The organism is Paenibacillus sp. sg306046, assembly GCF_059821225.1.
On the sequence record NZ_JCAMRT010000004.1, the window covers coordinates 220,765 to 243,728 of the forward strand.

Genomic DNA, 22,964 nt, shown 5'->3' on the forward strand with positions numbered 1-22,964 from the left:
CGGACGAAAAAGAAGTGGCTGAGCAGCCACTTCTTTTTCCGTCCATAGACACACATAGGAGGTTTTGAACATCAGACTGTTATTTATAGGTGATATTGTTGGGTCTGTAGGGCGTAAAGCGTTAAAGACGTGTTTGTCCAAGCTGCGGTTGAAATACAATCCCCAGTGGATTGTGGTGAACGGGGAAAATGCCGCCGCTGGCCGGGGCATCACAGCGGCGATTACGCGCGAATTTTTTGAGCAAGGCGTTCAGGCGATTACGATGGGCAATCACACATGGGATCAGAAGGATATATTTGAATTTATCGACGACGAGCCGCGGCTGATCCGTCCTGCCAATTTCCCGTCAGGCACGCCCGGGCAAGGCATGACCTTCATTAAAGCAAGGGATAAGGAGCTTGCGGTTATTAACTTGCAAGGCCGCACCTTCCTGCCGCCGCTGGATTGCCCATTTGCCAAGGCCGACGAGCTGGTGGCTGAGGCGCGCAAGCGTACGCCTTATATTTTCGTTGATTTTCACGCAGAGGCAACAAGCGAGAAGCTGGCGATGGGCTGGCATCTGGACGGCCGCGTCTCGGCTGTCGTCGGCACGCATACCCATGTCCAGACGCATGACGAACGAATTTTGCCCCAGGGAACGGCTTATTTGACCGATGTCGGTATGGTCGGTCCGCGGGACGGCATTTTGGGGATGGAGCGGGAGGCTGTCATGTACAAGTTTAAAACCTCGCTGCCGGCCCGCTTTGTCGTGGACGAGGGTACGTGGCATTTTCACGCAGTGTGCATCGACTTGAACCCTGAAACCGGTCTTGGACAAAAGATACAGCTGATCCGGCTGACGGAGGATGACCTGTTATTTGAATAGCCGGCGATTCCGCGATGAGACTATTCTGAATGGCCCGATCGCGACTTCTTGGGGTAGATGGAATTAACGGCAAATTCCTGGAATATGATGAATATTGGAAGCACTCATCATTCCCGAGGAGGTACTAGATCATGGAGGTATTAAAGGTTTCAGCAAAATCCAACCCAAATTCCGTAGCTGGCGCGCTTGCCGGTGTGTTGCGCGAACGCGGGGCAGCCGAGCTCCAGGCGATTGGCGCAGGGGCACTTAATCAAGCGATTAAAGCTGTAGCGATCGCCCGAGGATTTGTGGCTCCCAGCGGGGTTGATTTGATCTGCATACCGGCGTTTACGGACATTGTCATTGATGGGGAAGACCGGACCGCGATCAAGCTGATTGTCGAACCGCGATAAGCATCGGCTTCCATGTTTGCTTGAATGAATGCTGCCAACTGCATGTACCTCCAATGTCCGGCAATGACTTGGAAACCAAAACACCTGTTTACGTTGTAGACAGGTTTTTTTGGGTTGCATACATGTAACAACGATTTCAGGGGAGGGTGGTCTCCATGATCGTCATCGACGGGCATTGTGATGTATTACTGAAATTGTATGAAAATCCGCAGCTGGATTTTTTTTCAACGGAGCTGAACGGCTTGGATGTGACGTATGCGCGGATGTGCCGGTCCAACATCAAGGTACAGTTTTTTGCGATTTATGTGGCCGAACGTATAAAGTTGCCGCAGTTTGATCATTATTTGGAATACGCGGCGATTATGAATCACAAGCTGACAGCTGACGGCCGACTTCGTCTGATCAGGAGCCGCAGCGATCTCGAGGCGGTGATGAGCGGACCGCAGCGCGGAGCGCTGCTGACGCTGGAGGGGGCCGACGCGCTGCAGGGCAGCACGCTTTACCTGCGTACGTTATACGAGCTTGGCGTGCGGATGATCGGTCTTACCTGGAATTACGGCAACTGGGCGGCAGACGGCATCCTGGAGCCGCGACAAGGCGGGCTTACGCTGAAGGGCAAAGCATTTGTCAAGGAGTGCAACGAGCTGGGCGTTATACTGGATGCTTCTCATTTGTCTGTCCGCTCATTTTGGGAGCTGGCGGCCAGCACAAGCAAGCCGTTCGTAGCTACACATTCCAATGCGAAGGCGGTGTGCGCGCATCCGCGCAACCTTGATGACGCGCAGATTAAGGAGATCATCCGGACTGGCGGACGGATCGGCTTGACCTTTGTCCCTTGGTTTGTAGCGAGTCAAGGCGCTTCGATCAGCGGGCTGCTCAGGCATATTGACCATGTGCTGGCCCTCGGAGGGGCCGGGACACTGGCGCTTGGCTCTGACTTCGATGGCATCGACCGCTGGATTCCACAGCTGGAGCATGCCGGGCAATTCGATCGGCTGGCGTCAGAGCTGTCGAGACATTATCCCGATGATGTCGTGCAAGGTATTTTGTACGTGAACTGGCACTCCTTTTTACGGGAGCAGCTGCCCGTTCATTAATTTTTAACATCTTTTTTAGAGATACAAGAACAGTAAACTATTCTCACAGTGATATGGATATGATCTAAAATAACTATGTTTGAAATTCGCGAAAACCCTTGCATTTTACCTCGCAACATCATAGAATTTGGTGTGACAACTGAAAGAGACGAAGCTAGGGTATCTTTCGGACGATCAAGTAGGTGCAGCTGCAAGGGCAGCGAATTTCAAAAGGAGTGGACAACGGTGATTAGCCAATTATCTTGGAAAGTCGGAGGACAGCAGGGGGAAGGTGTGGAAAGTACAGACAAAATCTTTTCCACAGCTTTGACCAGACTGGGGTATTACTTGTACGGATACCGTCACTTCTCCTCGCGGATTAAAGGCGGACATACAAATAACAAAATCAGAATCAGTACAAAACCGATTCGCGCAATTTCCGACGATTTGGACATTCTTGTGGCTTTTGACCAGGAAACAATTGATGTAAATGCTCACGAGCTGCGTCCGAACGGTGTTATTATCGCTGACGCGAAAGTAAACCCGACTGTACCGGATGGAGTTCAGGCAAGACTGTTTGCTGTTCCGATTACGACGATTGCCGAGGAACTTGGTACGTCCCTATTTAAGAATATGGCTGCTTCCGGCGCATCCTGGGCTTTGCTTGGTTTGCCGCTCGAAGTGTTTAATAAAGCGGTTGAAGAGGAATTCGGACGCAAAGGTCCGGCGGTCGTTGAGAAAAACATCGAAGCGGTTCGCAAAGCGGCTGAGTTCGTGCTGGAGCTGACAGGCGGTCCGCTGCCGGAGTTCCAACTCGAGCCTGCTGACGGCAGAGAAAAGCTGTTTATTATTGGTAACGATGCCATCGGTCTCGGCTCCGTAGCTGCAGGCTGTCGTTTCATGCCTGCGTATCCGATTACGCCGGCATCGGAAGTTATGGAATACCTGATCAAAACGCTGCCGAAGTTTGGCGGTACGGTCATTCAGACCGAAGACGAGATTGCAGCATGTACGATGGCCATCGGCGCCAACTACGGAGGCGTACGGGCCCTCACGGCGTCTGCAGGTCCAGGGCTGTCGCTTATGATGGAAGCGATCGGTTTGGCCGGTATGACCGAAACGCCGGTTGTCATTGTTGATACGCAGCGCGGCGGTCCATCCACAGGCTTGCCGACGAAGCAGGAGCAATCGGACGTGCTTGCGATGATCTACGGCACACACGGTGAAATTCCGAAGGTCGTCCTGTCGCCGTCGACGATTGAAGAGTGCTTCTACGACACGATTGAGGCGTTTAACTTGGCGGAGGAGCATCAGCTGCCTGTCATTTTGCTGACAGACCTGCAGCTGTCGCTCGGTAAGCAAACAAGCGAGCTGCTGGACTACAAGCGCATCGAAGTCAAGCGCGGCAAGCTGCAGCAGGGCGAGCTGCCTCCTACCGGCGAAAACCAAATGTTCAAGCGTTATGAATTGACGGCTGACGGCGTATCGCCGCGTTCCGTACCGGGTCAAAAATATGGAATCCACCATGTGACCGGCGTAGAGCACGCAGAAGACGGACGACCATCCGAAAGCCCGATCAACCGCAAGAACATGATGGATAAGCGTCTTGGCAAAATGAAAAACATCAAAGTAACCGATCCGATCAAGGTGGATGCGCCGCATGAGACGCCTGACCTGCTGATCATCGGCATGGGCTCCACAGGCGGTACGATTGACGAAGCGCGCGGACGTTTGATCGAAAAAGGCATCAGCACGAACCATATTACGGTACGCCTGCTTCATCCGTTCCCGGTTGAAGAAATTCAGCCTTACCTGGAGAAAGCAAAGCAAGTCGTCGTTGTCGAAAATAACGCAACCGGCCAACTCGCTTCCCTGATCAAGCTGAACGTAGGTTATGCGAACAAAATCAAGAGCATGCTCAAATATGACGGCAACCCGTTCTTGCCAGCTGAAATCACAACATTTTGTCAGGAGTTGAACCTTGTATGGCAACGTTAAAAGACTTCCGTAACAATATCAAACCGAACTGGTGCCCAGGCTGTGGAGACTTCTCCATTCAAGCAGCGATCCAAAGAGCGGCAGCCGGTGTAGGTCTGGAGCCGGAACAGCTTGCGGTTGTCTCGGGGATCGGCTGTTCGGGACGGATTTCCGGTTACATCAACGCATACGGCTTCCACGGCATTCACGGACGTTCGCTGCCAATCGCGCAAGGCCTGAAAATGGCTAACCGCGAGCTGACCGTTATCGCGGCAGGCGGCGACGGAGACGGCTTCGCGATCGGGATGGGCCATACGGTGCATGCGATTCGCCGGAACATCAACATTACTTACATCGTTATGGACAACCAGATTTATGGCCTGACGAAGGGACAAACTTCGCCGCGCTCGGCTGAAGGCTTCAAAACAAAATCGACGCCGTCCGGCTCGATTGAGTCGGCTCTGTCTCCGCTGGAGGTGGCGCTGGCGGCTGGCGCAACGTTTGTGGCCCAATCGTTCTCCAGCAACCTGAAGCAGCTGACTGCGCTGATCGAAGCGGGGATGAAGCATGAAGGCTTCTCCTTCATCAACGTGTTCAGCCCATGTGTAACCTTCAACAAAGTCAACACGTACGAGTGGTTCAAGGAAAACATCGTGGATCTGGAAGAAACGCCGGACTATGATTCCTCCAACCGTGCGATGGCGATGAACAAAATCATGGAGACGAACAGCCTCGTAACCGGCCTGATCTATCAGGACAAAACGAGAAAAAGCTATGAAAGTCTCGTGACAGGCTTCAAAGAAGAAGGGCTGAATAAAGCTGATCTTCACCTGACTGAGCAACAATTTGATAAATTAGTGTCCGAATTTAAATAAATTTCGCACAATTCAGAAGCATACGGCCGAGGCCGTATGCTTTTTTTGCTGGATACAGGTATAATAAAGGCGTACGGTAGAGGCAATACATATAGAGCAAGAAGTATGGAGAGCGAGGAGAACGTACCGATGAAACAAGTACCTGTTGGCGTATCCGCAAGACATATTCATTTGGCTCCGCAGCATATCGAAGCTTTATTCGGCCCGGGTTACGAGCTGAAGGCAATGAAGGATTTATCGCAGCCTGGACAGTATGCAGCCGAAGAAACGGTAGCGGTTGTTGGTCCGAAGGGGCGGTTTGATAAAGTCCGGATTCTTGGTCCGGCCCGGCCCGCATCCCAGCTGGAGGTGTCCCGCACCGATGCATTCGCGCTGGGCTTGAAGCCGCCTGTCCGTGAATCCGGTCAGACAGCAGGCACGCCAGGCATTCGTGTGGTTGGCCCGGCCGGTGAAGTCGAGCTGGAGGAAGGGGTCATTGTGGCCGCGCGTCATATTCATTTCCATACCTCGGATGCCGCCAAGTGGGGAATTGCCGACAAGCAGCTGCTGACTGTGCGCGTGGAAGGCGAACGGCCGCTTGTGTTCGAGCAAGTCGTGGCCCGCGTATCGGAGCAATTCGCACTGGACATGCATATTGACACGGATGAGGCAAATGCTGCGGGCGTGAAAACCGGCGACGTGGCCACCATCCTGCTCGACTAGAAGTCATCGCTGCAGCCAAACTGTCTAAACAGGCCGCTGCGAGTCGTATGGACACCAATACCCCTGTTCAAAGGAACAGGGGTTGCTTTCGTCCGCAGCTTGCCAGCCACGGCTACACGCGTCGAATGCCTGCCCAAAATACGCTCCAGGCAACGTCCAGCGCTTGTTCAAAGGATTCGCGGGTTTCGTATACAAGCTGGACATCAAGCCCGTCCATCAGGGTGACAAAGGCGGTCGTGCAAGCCTCCGGTTCAAGCGGCAGATCCGTTTGTCCGGCGAAGGCGGCGGTTAGCTCTTTTTTTAGTGTTCCAAGGTAGATGCGATACTGCTCAAGTACAAAATCCTGCACCTCCAGCGGAGTGATAAAGGAGAGCTTGCACAGCATCGTTGCCTCGGGACTGCTCAGAAAGCGGTTTTTGTGCCCCTGCAAAAAAGCGGGCAGCCGCTGCTCCAATGGCTGTGCCGCCGTTTCCTGGAAAAAGGCGCAAACAAACAATTGCTCGCCGTGAACGGCCTCCGCGTACAACTCCAGCAGCAGCGCTTTTTTGGTCGGATAATGATAGGCTAGCGATTGATTGCTTGCGGAAGCCGGCTTCTTCGGCGATTTGCGCCATCTTGACGCCCTCGTAGCCAAGCCGGTTGAAATGCTGCACCGCAATCTCTTTAATCTGTTGTTTGCTCAATAACATCCCCTCCGTCAATCGAAGCTTTTCGTTTGCGCGACCCGCTTCCGGGAGACGCCCACATACAGCAGCACATACAACACAAGCGATGCTACAGCCACATCATACACCAGCGTGTAGGAAAATGCAGCGGCCACGATGCCGAGCAGCAACGATCCGCCGCCGATTCCAAGATCGAAGAAGTTGAAGAAGGATGACATAGCCTGTTCGTGCTCATGTTCTTCGACCAGATTGACACACCACGTTTGCAGCGCCGGGAAGTTCGCGCCAAATCCTGCCCCATATAGTGCGCCAGCGAGCAGAAAATGGACATCGTTGCGCGCAAGCGTCTGTACAAGCAGGCCTGCAATCGCCAATAAGGCGGAGGGCAGCAGTACCGAGCCGGGGCCGAGCCGATCGAACATTTTGCCGAAAAATAGCCGAACGACAAACCCGGATATCGCTACGATAAAGAAAAACCAGGCGACCTGCCCGAAGCCGCGCTCCGCTGCATACAACGCGACAATCGTGGCGAAATACGTCGTCGCCAGGCCGAAGCCGTGGATGACCCTGAACAGCAAAATCATGCCGATGCTTGTGGACAAATAGTAGGCGCCGGTCATCAGCGCGCAGATGGCGATGCCTGCCAGCAGCAAATATTTTTTGTTGAATCGCTCGGCGAGCCTCGCTGTGAACGGCCGGACGAGAATCGCCGAAAACATAGAAATGCCTGTAACAAGTCCGATTTGCGAGGCATTGCCACCAAGGTGGTTCACGAATAAGCGCAGCAGAGGATAGCCGGTTTACCCTTTTACATCAAGGGTTTGATCCGTCATTTAAGCTGCGAAAGTTGAATCAATAAACTACCACAATTTGAATTTTTTCATAAATATGGTAAAATTATAAAAATGTTACTTTAATTTGAAATGCTGGCCAGTTTTCAAAATATGATTTTATTTTGGGAGGTAACAATGTTTAAAAAACTTACATCAGTAATTCTTTCATTGACTATTCTATTGTCCGTTTCTAGCACTGGTTTTGCATCCTCAAACGATGGATTTGAACAGGCAAAACCAGGAATAAACATTACTCATACCAAGGACTACATTTTAACAAGCGAAACTAGATTAGTCACAGATAAATTGGAAATCGATAGAATATTGAATGAAGCTTATAGCGAAGAAGGAATAAAAATTCCTGGGTCAGCGCCAACCGACAAAAACTTCCAAGCTACGTCTGGAGAGACCTATAATCTTGGTGGAAATTCATGCAAAAAGGATCCATCGAACACTTATAATGGATGCGTTTATATTCAAGGTAATTATTCTAGATTCGTAGCTGGAACAAGTAAGCTATCTGCTACCATTATTGCACAAGCCACGCACCCCGCTGTAAGCAAAGCACAAGTAACAGTAACAAGGTATGGATTTGTCGGTAGTGGGGCTCTTCTTTATACAACCGATACGTATTCGTATTCTAGTTGGGAAACATTGATCACTTGGGGTCTTGAAAGAGAGTTTTCTGGGTTAACAGTTTTATCTGTAATTAAAGTTTATGGCATGTTTAAAAAGGATGGAATTGAATGGGAAGTTGTACATACTCCCTAATTATCAAGTTACATTATGAAAAGAAGGCGGACTTTCACGCCTTCTTTTTCTCTGTTTGGAGACATGTCATATGAAGTACATAATTTGATATGTAAATACGAAGTAGTTCTTATTTCTTTTTATTTCTATTAATTAAACTAACCACAATAAAGATAAGAATTAAGATTAAACAAAGTACTATAGCCAAATTGGTCCAATGAATGAACATATTTAACCTCCTTGGAAAAAAATAAAATTTATTACCTTTATATCAATAATTTAGGATATCATATCAAGCTTATTGGTTGCAAATCGCCCTAAATTTAATTGCCCATTGGCTCCAACTTAATCGACGGTTGCTCCGTTTCTCTGATCGCAAAACTGATTCAGCGTCTGGCATTTATTGCCATTCGTCCGTTTTCCATCTAGCACCTTGAAACCTTTGCATGTTGGTGAATGAAGCCTAATATCCAGCGTTTGGTAATTCAGTCCCGCCAAATATCATGGGTGTCAGCCTCTGCAACCCACAGGCGGCTCATTAATACTGCCCCATAGGCAGAGGCACTGGAGAGCGAAAAATAAGTTATAATAAGACCATGGAAAAACGGAACTGATAAACCTCAGAATTCAAGACGAAGTTAGTGCTGGAGGTGCTCCGTGAGGAGCAGACCGTCAACGAGATTGCATCGAAATACGAACTGGGCCGGGTGGTGATCAGTGGCTCAAAAAAATCTGGCCTCAAATGAATCTGTTGAAGCCCGCAAACCATATCCGGTCATAGATATATACGCGACATTTGTGCTATAATTTGATATTGGATTAAAATTTAAATCGCTGCATGTCAAATAGAGGGAAGTGGTCAAACATGTCAAAGGAGAACCAGCAACCATCGGACTTAAAATCCGCCAAGGTGAAGGACTACTCCAAATATTTCGATTTCTCGGATGCGAAGATTGTGTCGCAGGAGGAAGGCAAAACGACGTACCGGATCAAGGGCAGAAACATTCAGATCAACTCCCAGCCGGACTACGCCGAAGGCAAGCGCAGGGGCAAGGAGTCGATCGAGGTTCATTATGACTTCGGCATTCCCCGGGAAATGAGGGAGTTCGGCAAGGACAAGTATTACCAGATCGTCACGTACGGCTGCCAGATGAATGAGCATGATACGGAAACGATCAAAGGCGTGCTGGAGCAGATGGGCTACCGGGCGACCGACAACCGCAAGCAAGCCGACATCATTTTGCTCAACACCTGTGCGGTGCGTGAAAACGCGGAGGATAAAGTATTCGGCGAGCTGGGGCATCTCAAGCATCTCAAGCTGGAAAATCCATCGCTGATTCTCGGCGTCTGCGGCTGCATGTCGCAGGAGGAGGGCGTTGTCAACCGGATCATGACCAAACATCCCTTTGTCGATCTGATTTTCGGCACGCATAATATTCACAGGCTGCCGGTGCTGCTCAAGGACGTTTCGTTTAGCCGCGAGATGGTCATTGAGGTTTGGTCCAAGGAAGGCGACATCATCGAAAATGTGCCCAAAAAACGCGAGGGCGCCAAAGCGTGGGTCAATATTATGTACGGCTGCGACAAATTCTGTACGTACTGTATTGTGCCGTATACGCGGGGCAAGGAGCGGAGCCGCCGGCCGGAGGACGTGATCGGTGAAGTTCGCGAGCTGGCGCGCCAAGGCTTCAAGGAAATTATGCTGCTCGGGCAAAATGTCAACGCGTACGGCAAGGATTTCGAGGATATTACCTACCGCTTCGGCGACCTGATGAATGACGTGAGTAAAATTGATATTCCGCGTGTGCGGTTTACGACCAGCCATCCGCGTGACTTTGACGATCATTTGATCGAGGTGCTGGCGCGGAAAGGCAACCTGATGGAGCACATCCATCTGCCGGTGCAATCGGGCAGCAATGAAATTTTGAAGCGGATGAGCCGTAAATATACCCGGGAGCTGTATCTGGAGCTGGTCGGCAAAATCAAGGCGGCGATGCCGGATGTCGTGCTGACCACCGACATTATCGTCGGCTTCCCCGGCGAGACGGACGAGCAGTTCGAGGAAACGCTGGCGCTTGTGCGCGAGGTGGGGTACGACAGCGCGTATACGTTCATTTATTCCCCGCGCGAAGGAACTCCGGCGGCCGGGATGCAGGACGATATACCGCTTGAAGTCAAGAAGCAGCGCTTGTACCGGCTGAACGATACGCTGAACGAATACAGCAAAGCAAGCAATGACCGGCTCAAGGGGCAGGTGCTTGAGGTGCTGGTGGAAGGCGAAAGCAAAAACAATGAGCTGGTGCTCGCAGGCCGCTCGCGGACGAACAAGCTTGTGCATTTCGAAGGTCCGAAGGAGCTGGTCGGCCAGTTCGTGCAGGTGCGGATTACGGAAACACCGACCTTTTATATAAAGGGCGAATGGGTTCAGGAAGCAGTCAGTTCACAACTTGGAAGCTAAGGGGCGTGCCGATCAGATGGCGGAGCAGAAATATACGGATTGCGGCAGGGAATTGTACACCAATACCGAGATGATTGTCAGTGAGGACATTTTAAATAAAGCGAAGGAATTGGCCGATATGCTGGCCGGCTCGGACGAGGTGCAGTTTTTCCAGCAGGCGGAAAAGCAAATTTCCTCCAACGATCAAATCCAGACGCTGATCAGTGCGATCAAAAAGAAGCAGAAGGAAATTGTGGCGTTCGAATCGTTTCAGAATCAGAAAATGGTCGATAAAATCGAGGGTGAAATCGAGGGGCTGCAGGATCAGTTGGACGCGATCCCGATTGTCAGCCAGTTCAAGCAGTCGCAGGAAGATATTAACTACCTGCTGCAGCTGGTGATGAGTGTGATTCGTGATTCGATCTCGGAGAAGATCAATGTAGAAGAAGGCGAAGTCGTCAATTCGAGCTGCTCCGAGTAACGGGTCAGCTTCAGACGGTCAGGCAGCCGGAGCTGCGAACGGACGGAGTGTGACAAATGGAAAAGGATACGTTGACGAGGTTCGGGGTTTCTATGCCGGAGGAACTGGTCAAGCAGTTTGATCTGTATCTGACCGAGCAGGGGTACACGAACCGTTCGGAAGGCATCCGCGATCTGGTGCGCAGAGTACTGCTGGAGCCGGGCGGCTTGCAGGCGGATCGGCCCGTGGCCGGAACCATTGTGATGGTTTATGATCATCATATTGCGGATTTGCCGCTTACGCTCATTGAGCTGCAGCATGACTACCATCATCAAATTATTTCGACGATGCATGTGCATTTGAACCATCATCAGTGCCTGGAAATTTTGGTCGTCCGCGGGCTGCACGCCCAGCTGTGCGAGCTGAAGCAGCGCATTCAGGTGCTGCGGGGCGTTCACTACGCGGAGCTGTCGGTTACGTTTCTGGAGCAGCACGAGGGCGCGGCGGATAACGTATCTAGCGGCGGCGGCCCGGCCCGTCATCACCATCATGGCGGTCAGCCTGTCGTCCAATCCAGGCGCGGCACGCGGTAAGCGGGGATAGGCATAATCTAACAAATCGGGGGGAGGAACATCGGTGGCAACCATTATTATGCTTCTATGTCTGATCGTGATGGGATCGTTTTTCAGCCTGGCTTTCCTGTTCGGCTTTCAGAAAAAGAAAGCGTCCGCCCTATGGATGCTCGGCTTTGGATTTATTAGCTCGTTTCTGTTTTATTATGCGATCTATAAAGGCTGGATTGAGCTGCCCGTACAAGCTTAATTCGCTTGCTGCGACGAACCGTCTGTCATAAACACGTTTGCCTTGCGCGTAAAGTGAAAAGAAACCTTCCTTTCACTACAGCCAAAGGCGGTGTGCCAATGACAGACCCGGTCAGGGGAGCAAGTGCATCCGGACAAACCGACGATCAAGCAGGGGCTCTTGCAGCCGCTGCTTTGGCGCATGCGCATTATTTCCAGACGGTAACGGATGTGACGCTGAATCATTCGCATCCGATGGGTTTATTTACGTATGCCGTCAACGGAGCATCAACGGACGGGCATGTGCATACGTTTCAGGGGCATACTCTGATAGCAGACGGCCATTTTCACCGTTATGTCGGGACGACCGGCCCGGCGGTGCCGCTGCCGAACGGAGAGCATTATCACCGGATTATCGCGGCGGTCGAAGATGAACCCTTTAAGTTCAAGGGCAGCTATTACATTACCGTGTTGACGATTCCCCGGCATGTGCATACGTACAGCGGCGTTACCGGCCGAGGGATCGGCTACGCGCAGGATCAGGTGCCCGTCTGAAGGGGGAGTCGCCGTCTGGCAATGGAGCGGAAGACGGACAGCAAGCAGCAGACCCCGCAGACGCAGACGGCGCCGAGGCCTGCTGGATAAAAAGCGGTATAGAAGGCAGCAGACGGAGGGAAACAATGGGAAAGGAACTGCCGATTGACCGCTTGCTCCCGGACCTGCGCCTGACGCTGGAACAGCATACGCGGGCGGTGCTGGTAGCGGAGCCTGGCGCAGGCAAAACGACAAGAGTGCCGCTTGCTTTGCTGCATGAGCTTTGGCTGCAGGGCCGGAAGGTGCTGGTGCTGGAGCCACGGCGGCTGGCCGCGAAGGCGGCAGCCCGCCATATGGCGCAGGAACTGGGCGAGCAAGTTGGCGAGACCGTCGGCTACCGGGTCAGGCTGGAAACGAAGGTGAGCGCGAACACCCGCATTGAGGTGATCACCGAAGGGGTGCTGACCCGGATGCTGCAGCATGATCCTGCGCTGGAAGGCGTGGGGATCGTGCTGTTTGACGAATTTCATGAGCGCAGCCTGCAGGCTGATTTGGGGCTGGCGCTTTGTCTGGAGGCGCAGGAGGCGCTGCGCGACGATCTGCGCCTGCTGGTGATGTCGGCGACACTGGACGCGGACGCGGTGGCCGCACTGCTGGAGCAGGCGCCCGTGCTGGTCAGCGAAGGCCGCAGCTATCCGGTCGAAACCTGCTATGTGCCGAAGGCTCGGCCGGACGAGCGGATCGAGCAGGCAGCCGTGCGGGTCATTGAGCTGGCGAGCCGGGAGACGGAAGGAGATATGCTCGTTTTTTTGCCGGGCGCTCCCGAAATTCGCCGGGTGGAAGCGCTGCTTGGCGACCGGCTGCAGGCGGCCGGATTTCGAATTACGCCTTTGTACGGCATGCTTTCGCCGCAGGCGCAGGAAGCCGCCTTGCGGCCGCCAGCTGTGGGCGAGCGCAAAATTGTGCTGTCCACGCCGATCGCCGAGTCCAGCCTCACTGTGGACGGCGTGCGCGTTGTGATTGACAGCGGGCTGATGCGTACGCCTCGCTTCTCGTCGCGCACCGGGATGACTCGGCTGGAGACACAGCGCGTCTCCCGCGCTTCGGCGGACCAGCGGCGCGGCCGCGCCGGCCGGCAGGCGCCCGGCCGCTGCTATCGGCTTTGGTCCGAAGCCGAGGACCGGCTGCTGCGCGAGCATCGCACGCCGGAGCTGGCGGAAGCCGACCTTGCGCCGCTTGCGCTGGAGCTTGCGATGTGGGGCGTCGCTGATCCGGCCAGCCTTCGCTGGCTGACCCCGCCGCCTGCGCACGCGTATGAGCAGGCCCGCGAGCTGCTGCGCCAGCTCGGCGCGCTGGACGCGCAGGGCGGCCTGACCGCGCACGGCCGCGCGATGGCTGAGCTTGGCATGGAGCCGCGCCTGGCGCATATGGCGCTGCGGGCCATCCCGCTTGGCTGCGGCGAAGCCGCCTGCGAGCTGGCGGCGCTGCTGCAGGAGCGGGACTTGTTCCGCAGCCGCACGGCCGACGGCGGCGCGGACGGCGACATACGGCCGCGTTATGCCGCGCTGCGGGCGTTTATGCAGGACGTGCGCAGCGGGCGCGGGCATGATCCGGACGAAGCGGCCAAGCGCCGGGTTGTTGACGAGGCCGCGCAGTGGAAGCGCAAGCTTGGCTTGCGGGGCGACGCCGGGCCGGATGCGGAGCAGCGCTGCGGGCTGCTGCTTGCCTTAGCGTATCCGGACCGGATCGCGCAGAGCCGCGGAGACGGACGATTTCTGCTGAGCGGAGGACGCGGAGCGGTGTTTGCGAAGACGCAGCCATTGTCATTTGTGCCGTTTCTGGCTGCTGCCGAGCTGGACGATCAGGGAACGGACAGCCGCATCCAGCTGGCGGCGCCGCTGACCGAAGAGGAGCTGTACCTGCATCTGGAGGAGACGATGACCCGCGAAACCGCTGTTTATTGGGACAAGCAGGCGCGCAATGTGCGGGCCAGGCAACGGCTCAAACTGGGCGCGCTGGTGCTGAAGGCATCGGTGTGGGCGAATCCGGACCCGGAGGCGCTGTTAGCTGCGCTGCTGGAGGGTGTCCGCTCGGAAGGGCTTGGTCTGCTGAGCTGGTCCAAATCCGCCCAGCAGCTGCGGGAACGGCTGTCGTTTATGCATCGCCATACGAAGGGGGCGGACAGCGGATGGCCGGATGTATCCGACACCGCACTGCTCGCGACGCTGGAGGATTGGCTCGGTCCGCATGCGTACGGCATGAAGCAGCGTGAGGAGCTGCAAAAGCTGCAGCCGGCCGCGCTGCTCGAAGGGATGCTGTCCTGGACGCAGCGGCAAGCGCTGGAGACGCAGGCGCCTACGCATTGGACGGTGCCGAGCGGCTCGCGGATTCCGATCAATTACAGTGATCCGGACGCTCCGCTGTTGGCCGTGCGGCTGCAGGAAATGTTCGGGCTGCAGCAGACGCCGCTGCTGGCGGAAGGACGGGTGCCGCTGGTACTGCACCTGCTGTCCCCGGCGCAGCGCCCGGTGCAGGTAACTCGCGACTTGGCGAGCTTCTGGCGCGAAGCGTATTTCGAGGTCAAGAAAGACTTGAAGGGGCGTTATCCGAAGCATGTGTGGCCGGATGATCCGTTAACGGCAGCGCCGACGCACCGGGCCAAGCCGCGTGTCTGACCGCCTTGTGCCGGCTGACAGGGCGGAGCACGACTGATAAAAAGACAGCCCCGGCCATTGGCGGCGGGGCTGTCTCTGATCGGTTCAAGCAGGTTATTTGAACCGGAACGTGTAGCTTGCGCCTTGTCCGGTCCGGTACAGCCACCAGCCGCCGAGAATCATGGCGGCCGAGATGAGCAGCGCGATAAATTTCGGCAGCCAGTAAATCAGCAGCAGTACGCCTGCCAGCATGCCGAGGCCGCTGCAAATTTGCTTGAACGTACTGTCCGCTTCGCGCCAGAAGCGAAGTCCGAAGAAAAGCAGTACAAACGCCAGCGCGTAGGAGATGAGCGCCCACAGCGCTCCCCACAGAAATACGGTGCAGACGCCTAGCAGAGCCAGCGCGATGCCGCCGATCGTTCTTCCGTTCCATTTCATGTGCTGTTCACCTGTCCTTTATTCGACCATGAGATATGACCTTATTGTAAACGAAATTTCCGTTTTCGAAAACCGTCTCAAGGCTGACGGCGTGCTGGACCTTGGTCGAGGATGCCTGGCCCGCCAGCGCGAGGCCGGTGAGTCAAGGAGACTGGGGGGATACGGCGATGCGCAACGCGCTTATTGGACTGCTGCCGGGGCTGGCGACGGCTCCGGGGTTTATGGATGCCATCGGTGCGGAACTGGCGGCGCGGCTGGACAGACACGGCTTCCGGGCCGCGGTGGAGGCCGTCTTTCCTTATGGCGACTGGAGCCGGTCCGTCGTTCCGCAGCTGGCGGAAATCGCCTATGATCTGGCGCTGTCTCCGGCACGCTACAGCCGCAGCCTCGGTGCGGCAAACGTGCGGGCCGTGCTGCTGAAGCGGGCGCAGGAGCTGCTGCGCGGAGAACGCGAGCCGCTGGAGGTGCTGCTGCTGTGCCACAGCGGAGGCGGCGCAGCAGGTCTGCATGCGGCACGCTGGCTGATGGAGCGGGAGCAGGCGCTGCGGGTCCGCTGCGTGCTTGTCGGCTCGCCCAAGTGCCGGGTAACGCCGGAGGAGCGGCTGGACGTGCTTGTCATGACGGCGGCTCGCAGCAGCCGCAGTCTGAAGCCCGGTGATCCGGTCGCCTTATTCGGCGGCTGGGGCGGCTGGGAGCGTCCGTCTGCGCTGCACATACGCTGGAACCGGACGAAGCATGCGCCGGCCGTGCAGATCAGGCTGCCGATTGCGGGCGGCCACCCCGACTATTTTCGCGGATATGCTCCTTATTTCAATTCAGCGGGCGTGACCAATTTGCAGCAGACGGCCGGCTGGATTGAGCAGTGGCTGCAGCAGCGCTGGGCGGCGGCGGAGTAGCGTTATTGTCTGAGAGGCTACTGAGGCGCAGAAAAACAGCTGAGTCTGGAACAGCTTGTACAGGCGGGGTTCGAGCAAGGCCTGACCGGAATCCCTTTGTTCCGGATCATCGGCTGCGGGCGGCGGCAGGAAAAGGCAGACTTACCGCGAATAAGTAGGTTGAGGAAGTGAGCGACAGGTCGCGGAAATAGGAAGCTTCAGCAGACAACTGCCGTTGCTCGTCCTGTCGGAGCTGCATAATTTGGAGCAAACGCAATACCGATAACTATCATGTTCAAGCAAGTGGAGGTTCGATTTCAGATGAGAGTCCATGAGATTACCGTCAAGCGTTCATTCGAGTTTCAGGACTGGCAGATGTTATCTCGCAAGGCGAACGATTTTAAATCCGATATTTTGCTGCTCTCCGAGGACCCGGAGGTCAAGCTGGATGCCAAGAGCATGCTGGGGATGATGAGCATGCCGCTGCGCGAGGGCATCCGGCTGCGGATTCAAACCCGCGGCGGCGATGAGGAAGAAGCGCTAAATGCGATGTGTGAGCTGCTGGAGTAAGCAGTCGGTGGAAGCGTCAGCTTGTACAGTCATGTACGGGCGGCGCTTTTTTTGTCAGTGGAGTCGGTCGGGACGGCGGCAAGCTGCTTTCCGGGTCTGCTGGCCTGCTGTGCCGGTTCCGTTTCGTTTTTCGCCGGGTCGGCGCCCGGGAGAATGCTGGAAAAAGCTGCTCAAGACGAATGAGACGAAAAAGGCGAACAAGCTGACAAGGACGAAGGGACAGAGAGGGGACGGACAATGAAATTAGGTCTGAGCACTTACAGCATGCACCGCTTGCTGGCGTCCGAGGAATGGTCGCTGTCCGATGTGATTCGGTGGACAGCTGAGCAGGGAGGACAGCATATCGAAATCGTGCCGCTCAGCTTCAGCCTGCTGGACAATCCGCCATTGATTGAGGAAATTCGCCGCACTGCCGAGGAGGTCGGTCTGGAAGTTTCGGGCTACTGTGTCGGGGCCAACTTTATCCAGGCAACGGAGGCTGACTGCGAGCAGGAAATCGCGGCCGTGACCAGACATGTCGAGGTGGCTCATCAGCTTGGCGCGAGCAGGCTGCGTCATGATGTCGCGACCCGTCCGATTGCGGATACGACGCTCGAACATTTCGAGGCCGACTTGCCGCGGCTCGTCAGCGCCTGCCGCCGGATCGCGGATTATGCAGCACCGCTGGGCATAACGACCAGCCTGGAAAATCACGGCTTTTATGTGCAGAACAGCGAGCGTGTCCGTCGTCTCGTTATTGAAGTCAATCGTCCCAATTTTCGCACGACCGTTGATGTCGGCAACTTCCTGTGCGTGGACGAGGACCCGCTCAGCGCCGTGATGAATAATATTTCTTATGCATCCATGGTGCATCTGAAGGATTTTTACCGCCGACCTGCTGCGCGTAATCCGGGCGAAGGCTGGTTCCGCTCAAGCCATGGCGCTTATTTGCGCGGCGCGATTTTCGGGCAAGGGGACATCCCCGTGCCTGAGCTGATAGCCGTGTTGAAAAGCTCCGGGTATGACGGCTATTTCTCGCTGGAGTTCGAAGGGGTGGAGGACCCGCGGACCGGGGTGCGAATCGGATTGGACAATGCCCGCCGATTATGGGAGGGAGCTCCGAGCCGATCGGAGTAGGGTTAGCGGCAACGCTGGCGATTCGAATCGGATGTCAAAGCGACCGATATAGCTCCGCTGATCGTTTGTACACGCCTGTTTACTGAAAAAAGCGAAGCCATCGGCTTCGCTTTCGTGCGCTGTACAAAGAAATCGACCAACCAATTGCATTGGCAGCCAAGTCATGATAAAATAAAAAAATCGCGCCAAATTAGGTGTTTGGTCAGATTTTTACAAATAATAATATACCATAATGATGCTCTGCCTGTCAAGTGGGAGGTTAAGTCAAGCAAAGTCAAGTCAAGCATGATCAAGTCGATTCAGGAAAAGGAGAACAAAGCATGAGTGTGAACGTACATCCGGAATGGCAGGAGGAGCAGCAGCGCGTAAGCGAATCGGGCGCATTGATTCGCCGCCGGATTGCTGAGCTGCAGGAGCAGGTCGGGACGGTCCGATCGGACATTGTCGCCATCCGCAAGGAATTTTGGGATGATGTAACCGTCAACTTCGAGGATGCGGCCGAAGCGGCCGAGACGTTCGCCAGCATGAAGCAGCAGGCCGAGGTGCTGTCCGAGCGGGAGCGCAGCCACCGTCACGCCTTTGCACAGCTGAAGATGCTGGAGCGTCTGAAGGATTCGCCTTACTTTGGCCGGATCGACTTTCATGAGGATGGAGAGCGGCTGGCAGAGCGTATCTACATCGGAGTCGGCTCGCTGCTTGACGACACCGGGGAGACGTTTCTGATCTACGACTGGCGGGCGCCCGTCTCCGGCATGTATTATGACTTTGCGCCTGGCTCTGCCTCGTATGAGACGCCGATGGGCCGCATTGAAGGAGAGATGGAGCTCAAGCGGCAATATATCATCCGTGACGGTTCAATCCGCAGCCTGTTTGACACCGGCCTGACGATCGGCGACGAGCTGCTGCAGCAGGTGCTGGGCAAGCAGTCGGACGCCCAGATGAAAAGCATTGTAGCGACGATCCAGCGGGAGCAAAACCAGGTGATTCGCGATACGGCTCATCGCCTGCTTGTCGTGCAGGGGGCGGCGGGCAGCGGGAAAACGTCAGCCGCTCTGCAGCGGGTCGCTTATTTATTGTACCGGTACCGGGAGACGCTGAGCGCCGAGCAAATTGTGCTGTTTTCACCGAACCCGATGTTTAACAGCTACATTTCGACAGTGCTTCCTGAGCTTGGGGAAGAAAATATGCAGCAGACGACGTACCAGGATTACGTGGAGCATCGGGTCGGCGGAGCGCTGCGGGTCGAAAGTCCGTTCGAGCAGCTCGAATACGCGCTGACGGCGACGGATGATCCGGCCTATGCCGCGCGCCGGGCGGGAATCAGCTTCAAGGCGAACCCGCTGTTTCTTGAGCTAATTGAAGCTTTCGTCGAAGGCTTGCAACAAGCAGGGCTAGTTTTTCGGCCGATCCTGTTCCGCGGGAGGGAACTGGTGGGCGCTGCGGAGCTGAGCGACCGGTTTTATGCCTACGAGCCGACATGGACGATGGCTAACCGGCTGCTTGATCTGGGCGAATGGCTGCAGCAGCGGCTGCGCCAGCTTGCCAAGGCTGAACGGCGGGCGCCCTGGGTGGAAGATGAAATCGAGCTGCTGGACAGAGACGCGTACATGGAAGCTTACAACCAGCTGCGCCGCCGCAAGCAGTTTACGGAGCAAACCTTTGATGATTTCGAGCAGGAGAAGGCGGCGCTCTCCGGGATGGTCGTCAATGAGCATTTTAAACCGCTGCGGCGGGCTGTCAAGCAGCTGTCCTTCATCCATATCCCGGCGACATACGCCGGACTGTTCGCCGATCCGGGGCTGGCGGCGGCTCGTATGCCCGGCGCTTCGCTGCCGGAGCTGTGGCCGGCGATTTGCGCCGATACGGCCGAGCGGCTGGCTGCGGGCGAGCTGCCGAACGAGGATGCGACCTCATACGTGCTGCTGAAGGACCGGCTGGAGGGCAGTCACCGCAATTTGAAGGTGCGGCACGTATTTATGGATGAGGCACAGGACTACTCGCCGGTGCAGCTTGCCTACTTGCAGCGCATGTTTCCGCTGGCCAAATGGACGGTGCTGGGCGACTGGAATCAGGCCATTCACGTGCAGGCCGCCGAAAGCGAAGGCTTCCACGACTTGCTGAAGCTGTTCGGGGACCCGCAGGCGCAAACGGTGCAATTTTCCAAAAGCTACCGCTCGACGCGGCAAATTGTCGATTTTACACGCGGGATGATGGCTAACGGGGCTGATATCATGCCGTTCAACCGGCATGGCGCGAAGCCGACGGTCACGCTCGCTGCGGATCACGGACATATGCTGGAGCTGCTTGCGCGCAAGCTGGAGGAGCTGCGGGCGGAGGGACATCAGACGCTGGCTGTGATCTGCAAGTCCGTCGCAGAAAGCAAGGCCGTCTATGACTTGCTGCGGCGGCATCAAGTGCTTGTTCGGCTGATCGGGCTGGAAACGGTCACCTTTGAGCAGGGACTGGTCGTTATTCCGGCGTATTTGGCCAAAGGAGTGGAGTTTGACGCCGTGTTGCTGTACAACGCTTCACGCGACAGCTACGGACGCGAGTCGGAGCGCCGGCTGTTTTACACCGCCTGCACGAGGGCGATGCATGAGCTGCACCTGTTTGCCGCAGGCGAGCTGAGTCCGTTCATTACAGACACGGGCGACGATACGTATGAGCTGTCCCGTGCGGTGCGCTGACTGACATGACAGCCAGGCGGCTGCAGAGCCGGTTCCTCGCAGAACCGGCTTTCTTTGCGTCAGCGAGGATGAAATCGGTTAGTTTTGAATAAAATCAACGATAACGACGATGCTGGTAGAAAACGTGCTGTGCTGGCGGAGAAGGGAAGTGCGCCGTTGAAAGCGATCCAATTTGTACAAACGCTCTTGTGCCGATTTGAAGATGACGACCTCCCGGCGCTATCGGCCCAACTGACGTATTATTTGATCTTATCGTTTTTTCCGTTTCTGATTTTTGCCGGGGCCGTGCTCAGCTTTACGGATTTCAGCGCAGCGGATGCGATTCATCGGCTGGCTGTCCTGCTGCCGGATTTGTCCAACCGGACCATTGCCGGGGTGCTGGATGAAATTGAAGGCGCGCGCAGCGGCTCCTTGTTGTCTTTTGGCCTGATTGCCGCGTTGTGGTCGGCCTCGAATGGCGTTAATGCGATTATCAAGGGCATCAACAAAGCGTACAACCAGGAGGAGAACCGGCCGTTTTGGCTCGTCAGACTGCTCTCCGTGCTGGCGACGGTCGGGCTGGTGGCGGTTATTGTGCTCAGCTTTATTACGCTTGTATTCGGCCGCCTGCTGCTGGATTGGCTGTCTGCAGCCGTGCCGGGCGGTGTCGAGCTTTCACGGCTAGGAGCGCTGCTGCAATTCGTTGTGCCGCTTATTGTGCTGTGGGTGCTGTTTGTGCTCGTCTACGCGTATTTGCCGAATCTCCGCCTGACGTTCCGGGCCGTCATACCTGGCGCTCTGTTTGCTACGCTGGCGTGGATTACAGCCTCGCTGCTGTTTTCGTTTTATGTCAATCAATTTGACAGCTATACGAAAACCTACGGCAGCCTGGGCGGAATCATGGTGCTGCTGGTTTGGCTGTACTTGTCGAGCATGATCATTTTATTGGGCGGGGAAATCAACGCGACGCTGCATTTTATCCGGACAGGCCAGACGAAGCCGCCCTGCAAGTCATTCGCGCTATCGCTGCCCTTTCTGGGCAAAAAAAAGAAGGACGCCCGTTCCTGACGCTGAGCCGGCTGTTGTGAATCCGGGCATGAGATTGCCGAGTTTGTGCATGGACAATCCGACCGCTCTCCCGTATTCTTTTATAAGAATAATAATCATTATCACTGATACGGGAGGCTTTATTTTATGTTCGCAACAGGATTTGGCAACTATCGGAAAAGCTGGGGCAAGCTCGCGGCTGCGCTGCTCGTCGTCGGGTTGATCTCCGGCTGCGGAGCGGCTGCTCCGAAAGAAACGGCAACTACGGCAGCGAAGGAGCCGGCCGGCTCAGCGGCGAAGGAAACAACCCGCACCGTCAAGGATGCTTACGGCGAAGTCAAGGTGCCGGCCAATCCGTCCCGCGTCGTCGTGCTGGATATCGGGGCGCTGGATAACCTGCTGAAGCTGGGCGTCAAGCCGGTCGGCGCGCCGTCGATTGTAGCGCCGGGCGACCCTTACCCCGCTTATTTGATGGGCACGGACGGAATTGACAACGTCGGTACGGTCAACGAGCCGAATATGGAGACGATCGACCGTCTGAAGCCTGATCTCATCATTGGAAATAAGGATACGCACGATAAAATTTACAAGCAGCTCGGCCAAATCGCGCCTACGGTATTCGTCGAGACGCTGGGCGTTACGTGGAAATCCAACCTGAACGTGCATGCGGAAGCTGTCGGCAAGACGGCTGAAGGCCAGAAGCTGCTGGACGATTATAACAAGCGGATCGGCGAGCTGAAAGCGAAGCTGGCCAGCCAGCCTAAGAGTCCTGAGGTATCGGTTCTCCGGACCCGCAAGGACAAGGTGCAGGCTTACTTGCCAGAAACGTTCAGCGGCGTCATTCTTGCCGATGCCGGGATCAAGCGGCCTGGCGCGCAAAGCGGCAAAGGCTTCTCCAAGGACTTGACGGACGAGCAGCTCGCCGATGCGGACGGTGATTTCATCTTCTGGTTCACCCGGGACAAAGGCAGCTTCGAACGGCTGCAGGCGCTGCCGCTGTGGAAGCCTTTGAAGGCTGTCCAGCAAAACAAGGTGCAGGAAGTGAACTGGGAAACGTGGATGAGCGGTCTTGGCATCCAGGCGGTGCATCAGGTTGTCGATGACCTGAACCAGTATTTGGCCAAATAGCCGAACCGGGTGCGGATAGCAAGCTTAATCGGGGTGGGGTGTCTGCGAGAGATCGGGACAGCCCTCCCTTTGTGCGTAAATCGACATCTGAGTTGAAAGTCAAA

Annotated in this window: 22 protein-coding genes; 19 read left to right on the forward strand and 3 right to left on the reverse strand. The window is 55.5% G+C overall.

Annotated elements, in window-relative coordinates; all coding sequences use genetic code 11:
• Nucleotides 1-70: 70 nt before the first annotated feature.
• The 6 genes from AC6ROY_RS05910 (at nucleotide 71) to AC6ROY_RS05935 (ending at nucleotide 5,887) form a co-directional block, all read left to right on the forward strand.
• Nucleotides 71-865 (forward strand): TIGR00282 family metallophosphoesterase, encoded by a 795-nt coding sequence (locus tag AC6ROY_RS05910; protein WP_500099286.1) that lies wholly within the window; start codon nucleotides 71-73, stop codon nucleotides 863-865.
• Nucleotides 866-996: 131 nt separating this feature from the next.
• The gene (locus AC6ROY_RS05915; RefSeq protein ID WP_006286829.1) at nucleotides 997-1,257 is read left to right on the forward strand and encodes a stage V sporulation protein S; all 261 of its coding nucleotides are present in this window, start codon (nucleotides 997-999) and stop codon (nucleotides 1,255-1,257) included.
• A 155-nt stretch (nucleotides 1,258-1,412) separates the two neighbouring features.
• The gene (locus AC6ROY_RS05920; protein ID WP_500099168.1) at nucleotides 1,413-2,354 is read left to right on the forward strand and encodes a dipeptidase; all 942 of its coding nucleotides are present in this window, start codon (nucleotides 1,413-1,415) and stop codon (nucleotides 2,352-2,354) included.
• A 225-nt stretch (nucleotides 2,355-2,579) separates the two neighbouring features.
• Nucleotides 2,580-4,331 (forward strand): 2-oxoacid:acceptor oxidoreductase subunit alpha, encoded by a 1,752-nt coding sequence (locus AC6ROY_RS05925; RefSeq protein ID WP_500099170.1) that lies wholly within the window; start codon nucleotides 2,580-2,582, stop codon nucleotides 4,329-4,331.
• The gene (locus tag AC6ROY_RS05930) at nucleotides 4,319-5,185 is read left to right on the forward strand and encodes a 2-oxoacid:ferredoxin oxidoreductase subunit beta (RefSeq protein ID WP_500099172.1); all 867 of its coding nucleotides are present in this window, start codon (nucleotides 4,319-4,321) and stop codon (nucleotides 5,183-5,185) included. Before AC6ROY_RS05925 ends, AC6ROY_RS05930 begins: the two co-directional genes overlap by 13 nt.
• A 129-nt stretch (nucleotides 5,186-5,314) precedes the next feature.
• Nucleotides 5,315-5,887: a phosphate propanoyltransferase gene (locus AC6ROY_RS05935; protein ID WP_500099174.1), complete on the forward strand. Its 573-nt coding sequence runs from the start codon at nucleotides 5,315-5,317 to the stop codon at nucleotides 5,885-5,887.
• A gap of 112 nt (nucleotides 5,888-5,999) precedes the next feature.
• On the opposite strand, the gene AC6ROY_RS05940 is transcribed toward AC6ROY_RS05935, so the two are convergent.
• Together AC6ROY_RS05940 and AC6ROY_RS05945 are read right to left on the reverse strand one after the other, a co-directional pair.
• On the reverse strand, nucleotides 6,000-6,521 hold the full coding sequence (locus AC6ROY_RS05940) for a TetR/AcrR family transcriptional regulator (protein ID WP_500099176.1): 522 nt from the start codon (nucleotides 6,519-6,521) through the stop codon (nucleotides 6,000-6,002).
• A 63-nt stretch (nucleotides 6,522-6,584) separates the two neighbouring features.
• Nucleotides 6,585-7,325 (reverse strand): MFS transporter, encoded by a 741-nt coding sequence (locus tag AC6ROY_RS05945; RefSeq protein ID WP_500099178.1) that lies wholly within the window; start codon nucleotides 7,323-7,325, stop codon nucleotides 6,585-6,587.
• Nucleotides 7,326-7,520: 195 nt separating this feature from the next.
• On the opposite strand from AC6ROY_RS05945, the gene AC6ROY_RS05950 reads away from it, so the two are divergent.
• From AC6ROY_RS05950 to hrpB, 7 genes are all read left to right on the forward strand, one after another.
• Entirely contained in the window at nucleotides 7,521-8,156 is a 636-nt protein-coding gene (locus AC6ROY_RS05950) for a hypothetical protein (RefSeq protein ID WP_500099180.1), read from the forward strand.
• Nucleotides 8,157-9,000: 844 nt separating this feature from the next.
• Entirely contained in the window at nucleotides 9,001-10,593 is a 1,593-nt protein-coding gene (gene miaB / locus AC6ROY_RS05955; RefSeq protein WP_500099181.1) for a tRNA (N6-isopentenyl adenosine(37)-C2)-methylthiotransferase MiaB, read from the forward strand.
• Between the two features lie 16 nt (nucleotides 10,594-10,609).
• Complete coding sequence (locus AC6ROY_RS05960; protein WP_500099287.1) at nucleotides 10,610-11,053, forward strand: YlbF/YmcA family competence regulator; 444 nt, start codon at nucleotides 10,610-10,612, stop codon at nucleotides 11,051-11,053.
• 56 nt (nucleotides 11,054-11,109) lie between these two features.
• Nucleotides 11,110-11,625 (forward strand): nickel-responsive transcriptional regulator NikR, encoded by a 516-nt coding sequence (gene nikR / locus AC6ROY_RS05965; protein ID WP_500099183.1) that lies wholly within the window; start codon nucleotides 11,110-11,112, stop codon nucleotides 11,623-11,625.
• A 43-nt stretch (nucleotides 11,626-11,668) separates the two neighbouring features.
• On the forward strand, nucleotides 11,669-11,854 hold the full coding sequence (locus AC6ROY_RS05970) for a hypothetical protein (protein WP_500099184.1): 186 nt from the start codon (nucleotides 11,669-11,671) through the stop codon (nucleotides 11,852-11,854).
• Between the two features lie 98 nt (nucleotides 11,855-11,952).
• Complete coding sequence (locus tag AC6ROY_RS05975) at nucleotides 11,953-12,387, forward strand: YmaF family protein (RefSeq protein ID WP_500099185.1); 435 nt, start codon at nucleotides 11,953-11,955, stop codon at nucleotides 12,385-12,387.
• 125 nt (nucleotides 12,388-12,512) lie between these two features.
• The gene (hrpB, locus tag AC6ROY_RS05980) at nucleotides 12,513-15,041 is read left to right on the forward strand and encodes an ATP-dependent helicase HrpB (protein WP_500099186.1); all 2,529 of its coding nucleotides are present in this window, start codon (nucleotides 12,513-12,515) and stop codon (nucleotides 15,039-15,041) included.
• A gap of 93 nt (nucleotides 15,042-15,134) precedes the next feature.
• Here hrpB and AC6ROY_RS05985 read toward each other — a convergent pair whose 3' ends face one another.
• Nucleotides 15,135-15,458 (reverse strand): hypothetical protein, encoded by a 324-nt coding sequence (locus AC6ROY_RS05985; protein ID WP_500099187.1) that lies wholly within the window; start codon nucleotides 15,456-15,458, stop codon nucleotides 15,135-15,137.
• Between the two features lie 167 nt (nucleotides 15,459-15,625).
• Between AC6ROY_RS05985 and AC6ROY_RS05990 the strand changes: the two genes are divergently transcribed.
• The 6 genes from AC6ROY_RS05990 (at nucleotide 15,626) to AC6ROY_RS06015 (ending at nucleotide 22,860) form a co-directional block, all read left to right on the forward strand.
• A complete protein-coding gene (locus AC6ROY_RS05990; protein ID WP_500099188.1) occupies nucleotides 15,626-16,354 on the forward strand; it encodes a hypothetical protein in 729 nt (242 codons plus the stop codon).
• Between the two features lie 300 nt (nucleotides 16,355-16,654).
• Nucleotides 16,655-16,903, forward strand: coding sequence for an HPr family phosphocarrier protein (locus tag AC6ROY_RS05995; protein WP_500099189.1), 249 nt, complete (start codon nucleotides 16,655-16,657; stop codon nucleotides 16,901-16,903).
• Nucleotides 16,904-17,140: 237 nt separating this feature from the next.
• Nucleotides 17,141-18,019, forward strand: a complete 879-nt coding sequence (locus AC6ROY_RS06000) for a sugar phosphate isomerase/epimerase family protein (RefSeq protein WP_500099191.1) — start codon at nucleotides 17,141-17,143, stop codon at nucleotides 18,017-18,019.
• A 320-nt stretch (nucleotides 18,020-18,339) separates the two neighbouring features.
• Nucleotides 18,340-20,706 carry an RNA polymerase recycling motor HelD gene (helD, locus tag AC6ROY_RS06005; protein WP_500099193.1) on the forward strand — a complete coding sequence of 789 codons (2,367 nt, stop codon included), beginning with the start codon at nucleotides 18,340-18,342 and terminating at the stop codon, nucleotides 20,704-20,706.
• 84 nt (nucleotides 20,707-20,790) lie between these two features.
• Entirely contained in the window at nucleotides 20,791-21,753 is a 963-nt protein-coding gene (locus AC6ROY_RS06010; RefSeq protein ID WP_500099194.1) for a YihY/virulence factor BrkB family protein, read from the forward strand.
• Between the two features lie 126 nt (nucleotides 21,754-21,879).
• Entirely contained in the window at nucleotides 21,880-22,860 is a 981-nt protein-coding gene (locus tag AC6ROY_RS06015) for an ABC transporter substrate-binding protein (RefSeq protein WP_500099195.1), read from the forward strand.
• Nucleotides 22,861-22,964: the final 104 nt, after the last annotated feature.

Coding starts and splice junctions, on each gene's coding strand:
- AC6ROY_RS05915 (WP_006286829.1), top strand. CDS start 997: ATGGAGGTATTAAAGGTTTCAGCAAAATCCAACCCAAATTCCGTAGCT.
- AC6ROY_RS05920 (WP_500099168.1), top strand. CDS start 1,413: ATGATCGTCATCGACGGGCATTGTGATGTATTACTGAAATTGTATGAA.
- AC6ROY_RS05930 (WP_500099172.1), top strand. CDS start 4,319: ATGGCAACGTTAAAAGACTTCCGTAACAATATCAAACCGAACTGGTGC.
- AC6ROY_RS05935 (WP_500099174.1), top strand. CDS start 5,315: ATGAAACAAGTACCTGTTGGCGTATCCGCAAGACATATTCATTTGGCT.
- AC6ROY_RS05950 (WP_500099180.1), top strand. CDS start 7,521: ATGTTTAAAAAACTTACATCAGTAATTCTTTCATTGACTATTCTATTG.
- miaB (WP_500099181.1), top strand. CDS start 9,001: ATGTCAAAGGAGAACCAGCAACCATCGGACTTAAAATCCGCCAAGGTG.
- AC6ROY_RS05960 (WP_500099287.1), top strand. CDS start 10,610: ATGGCGGAGCAGAAATATACGGATTGCGGCAGGGAATTGTACACCAAT.
- nikR (WP_500099183.1), top strand. CDS start 11,110: ATGGAAAAGGATACGTTGACGAGGTTCGGGGTTTCTATGCCGGAGGAA.
- AC6ROY_RS05975 (WP_500099185.1), top strand. CDS start 11,953: ATGACAGACCCGGTCAGGGGAGCAAGTGCATCCGGACAAACCGACGAT.
- hrpB (WP_500099186.1), top strand. CDS start 12,513: ATGGGAAAGGAACTGCCGATTGACCGCTTGCTCCCGGACCTGCGCCTG.
- AC6ROY_RS05985 (WP_500099187.1), bottom strand. CDS start 15,458: ATGAAATGGAACGGAAGAACGATCGGCGGCATCGCGCTGGCTCTGCTA.
- AC6ROY_RS05990 (WP_500099188.1), top strand. CDS start 15,626: ATGCGCAACGCGCTTATTGGACTGCTGCCGGGGCTGGCGACGGCTCCG.
- AC6ROY_RS05995 (WP_500099189.1), top strand. CDS start 16,655: ATGAGAGTCCATGAGATTACCGTCAAGCGTTCATTCGAGTTTCAGGAC.
- AC6ROY_RS06000 (WP_500099191.1), top strand. CDS start 17,141: ATGAAATTAGGTCTGAGCACTTACAGCATGCACCGCTTGCTGGCGTCC.
- helD (WP_500099193.1), top strand. CDS start 18,340: ATGAGTGTGAACGTACATCCGGAATGGCAGGAGGAGCAGCAGCGCGTA.
- AC6ROY_RS06015 (WP_500099195.1), top strand. CDS start 21,880: ATGTTCGCAACAGGATTTGGCAACTATCGGAAAAGCTGGGGCAAGCTC.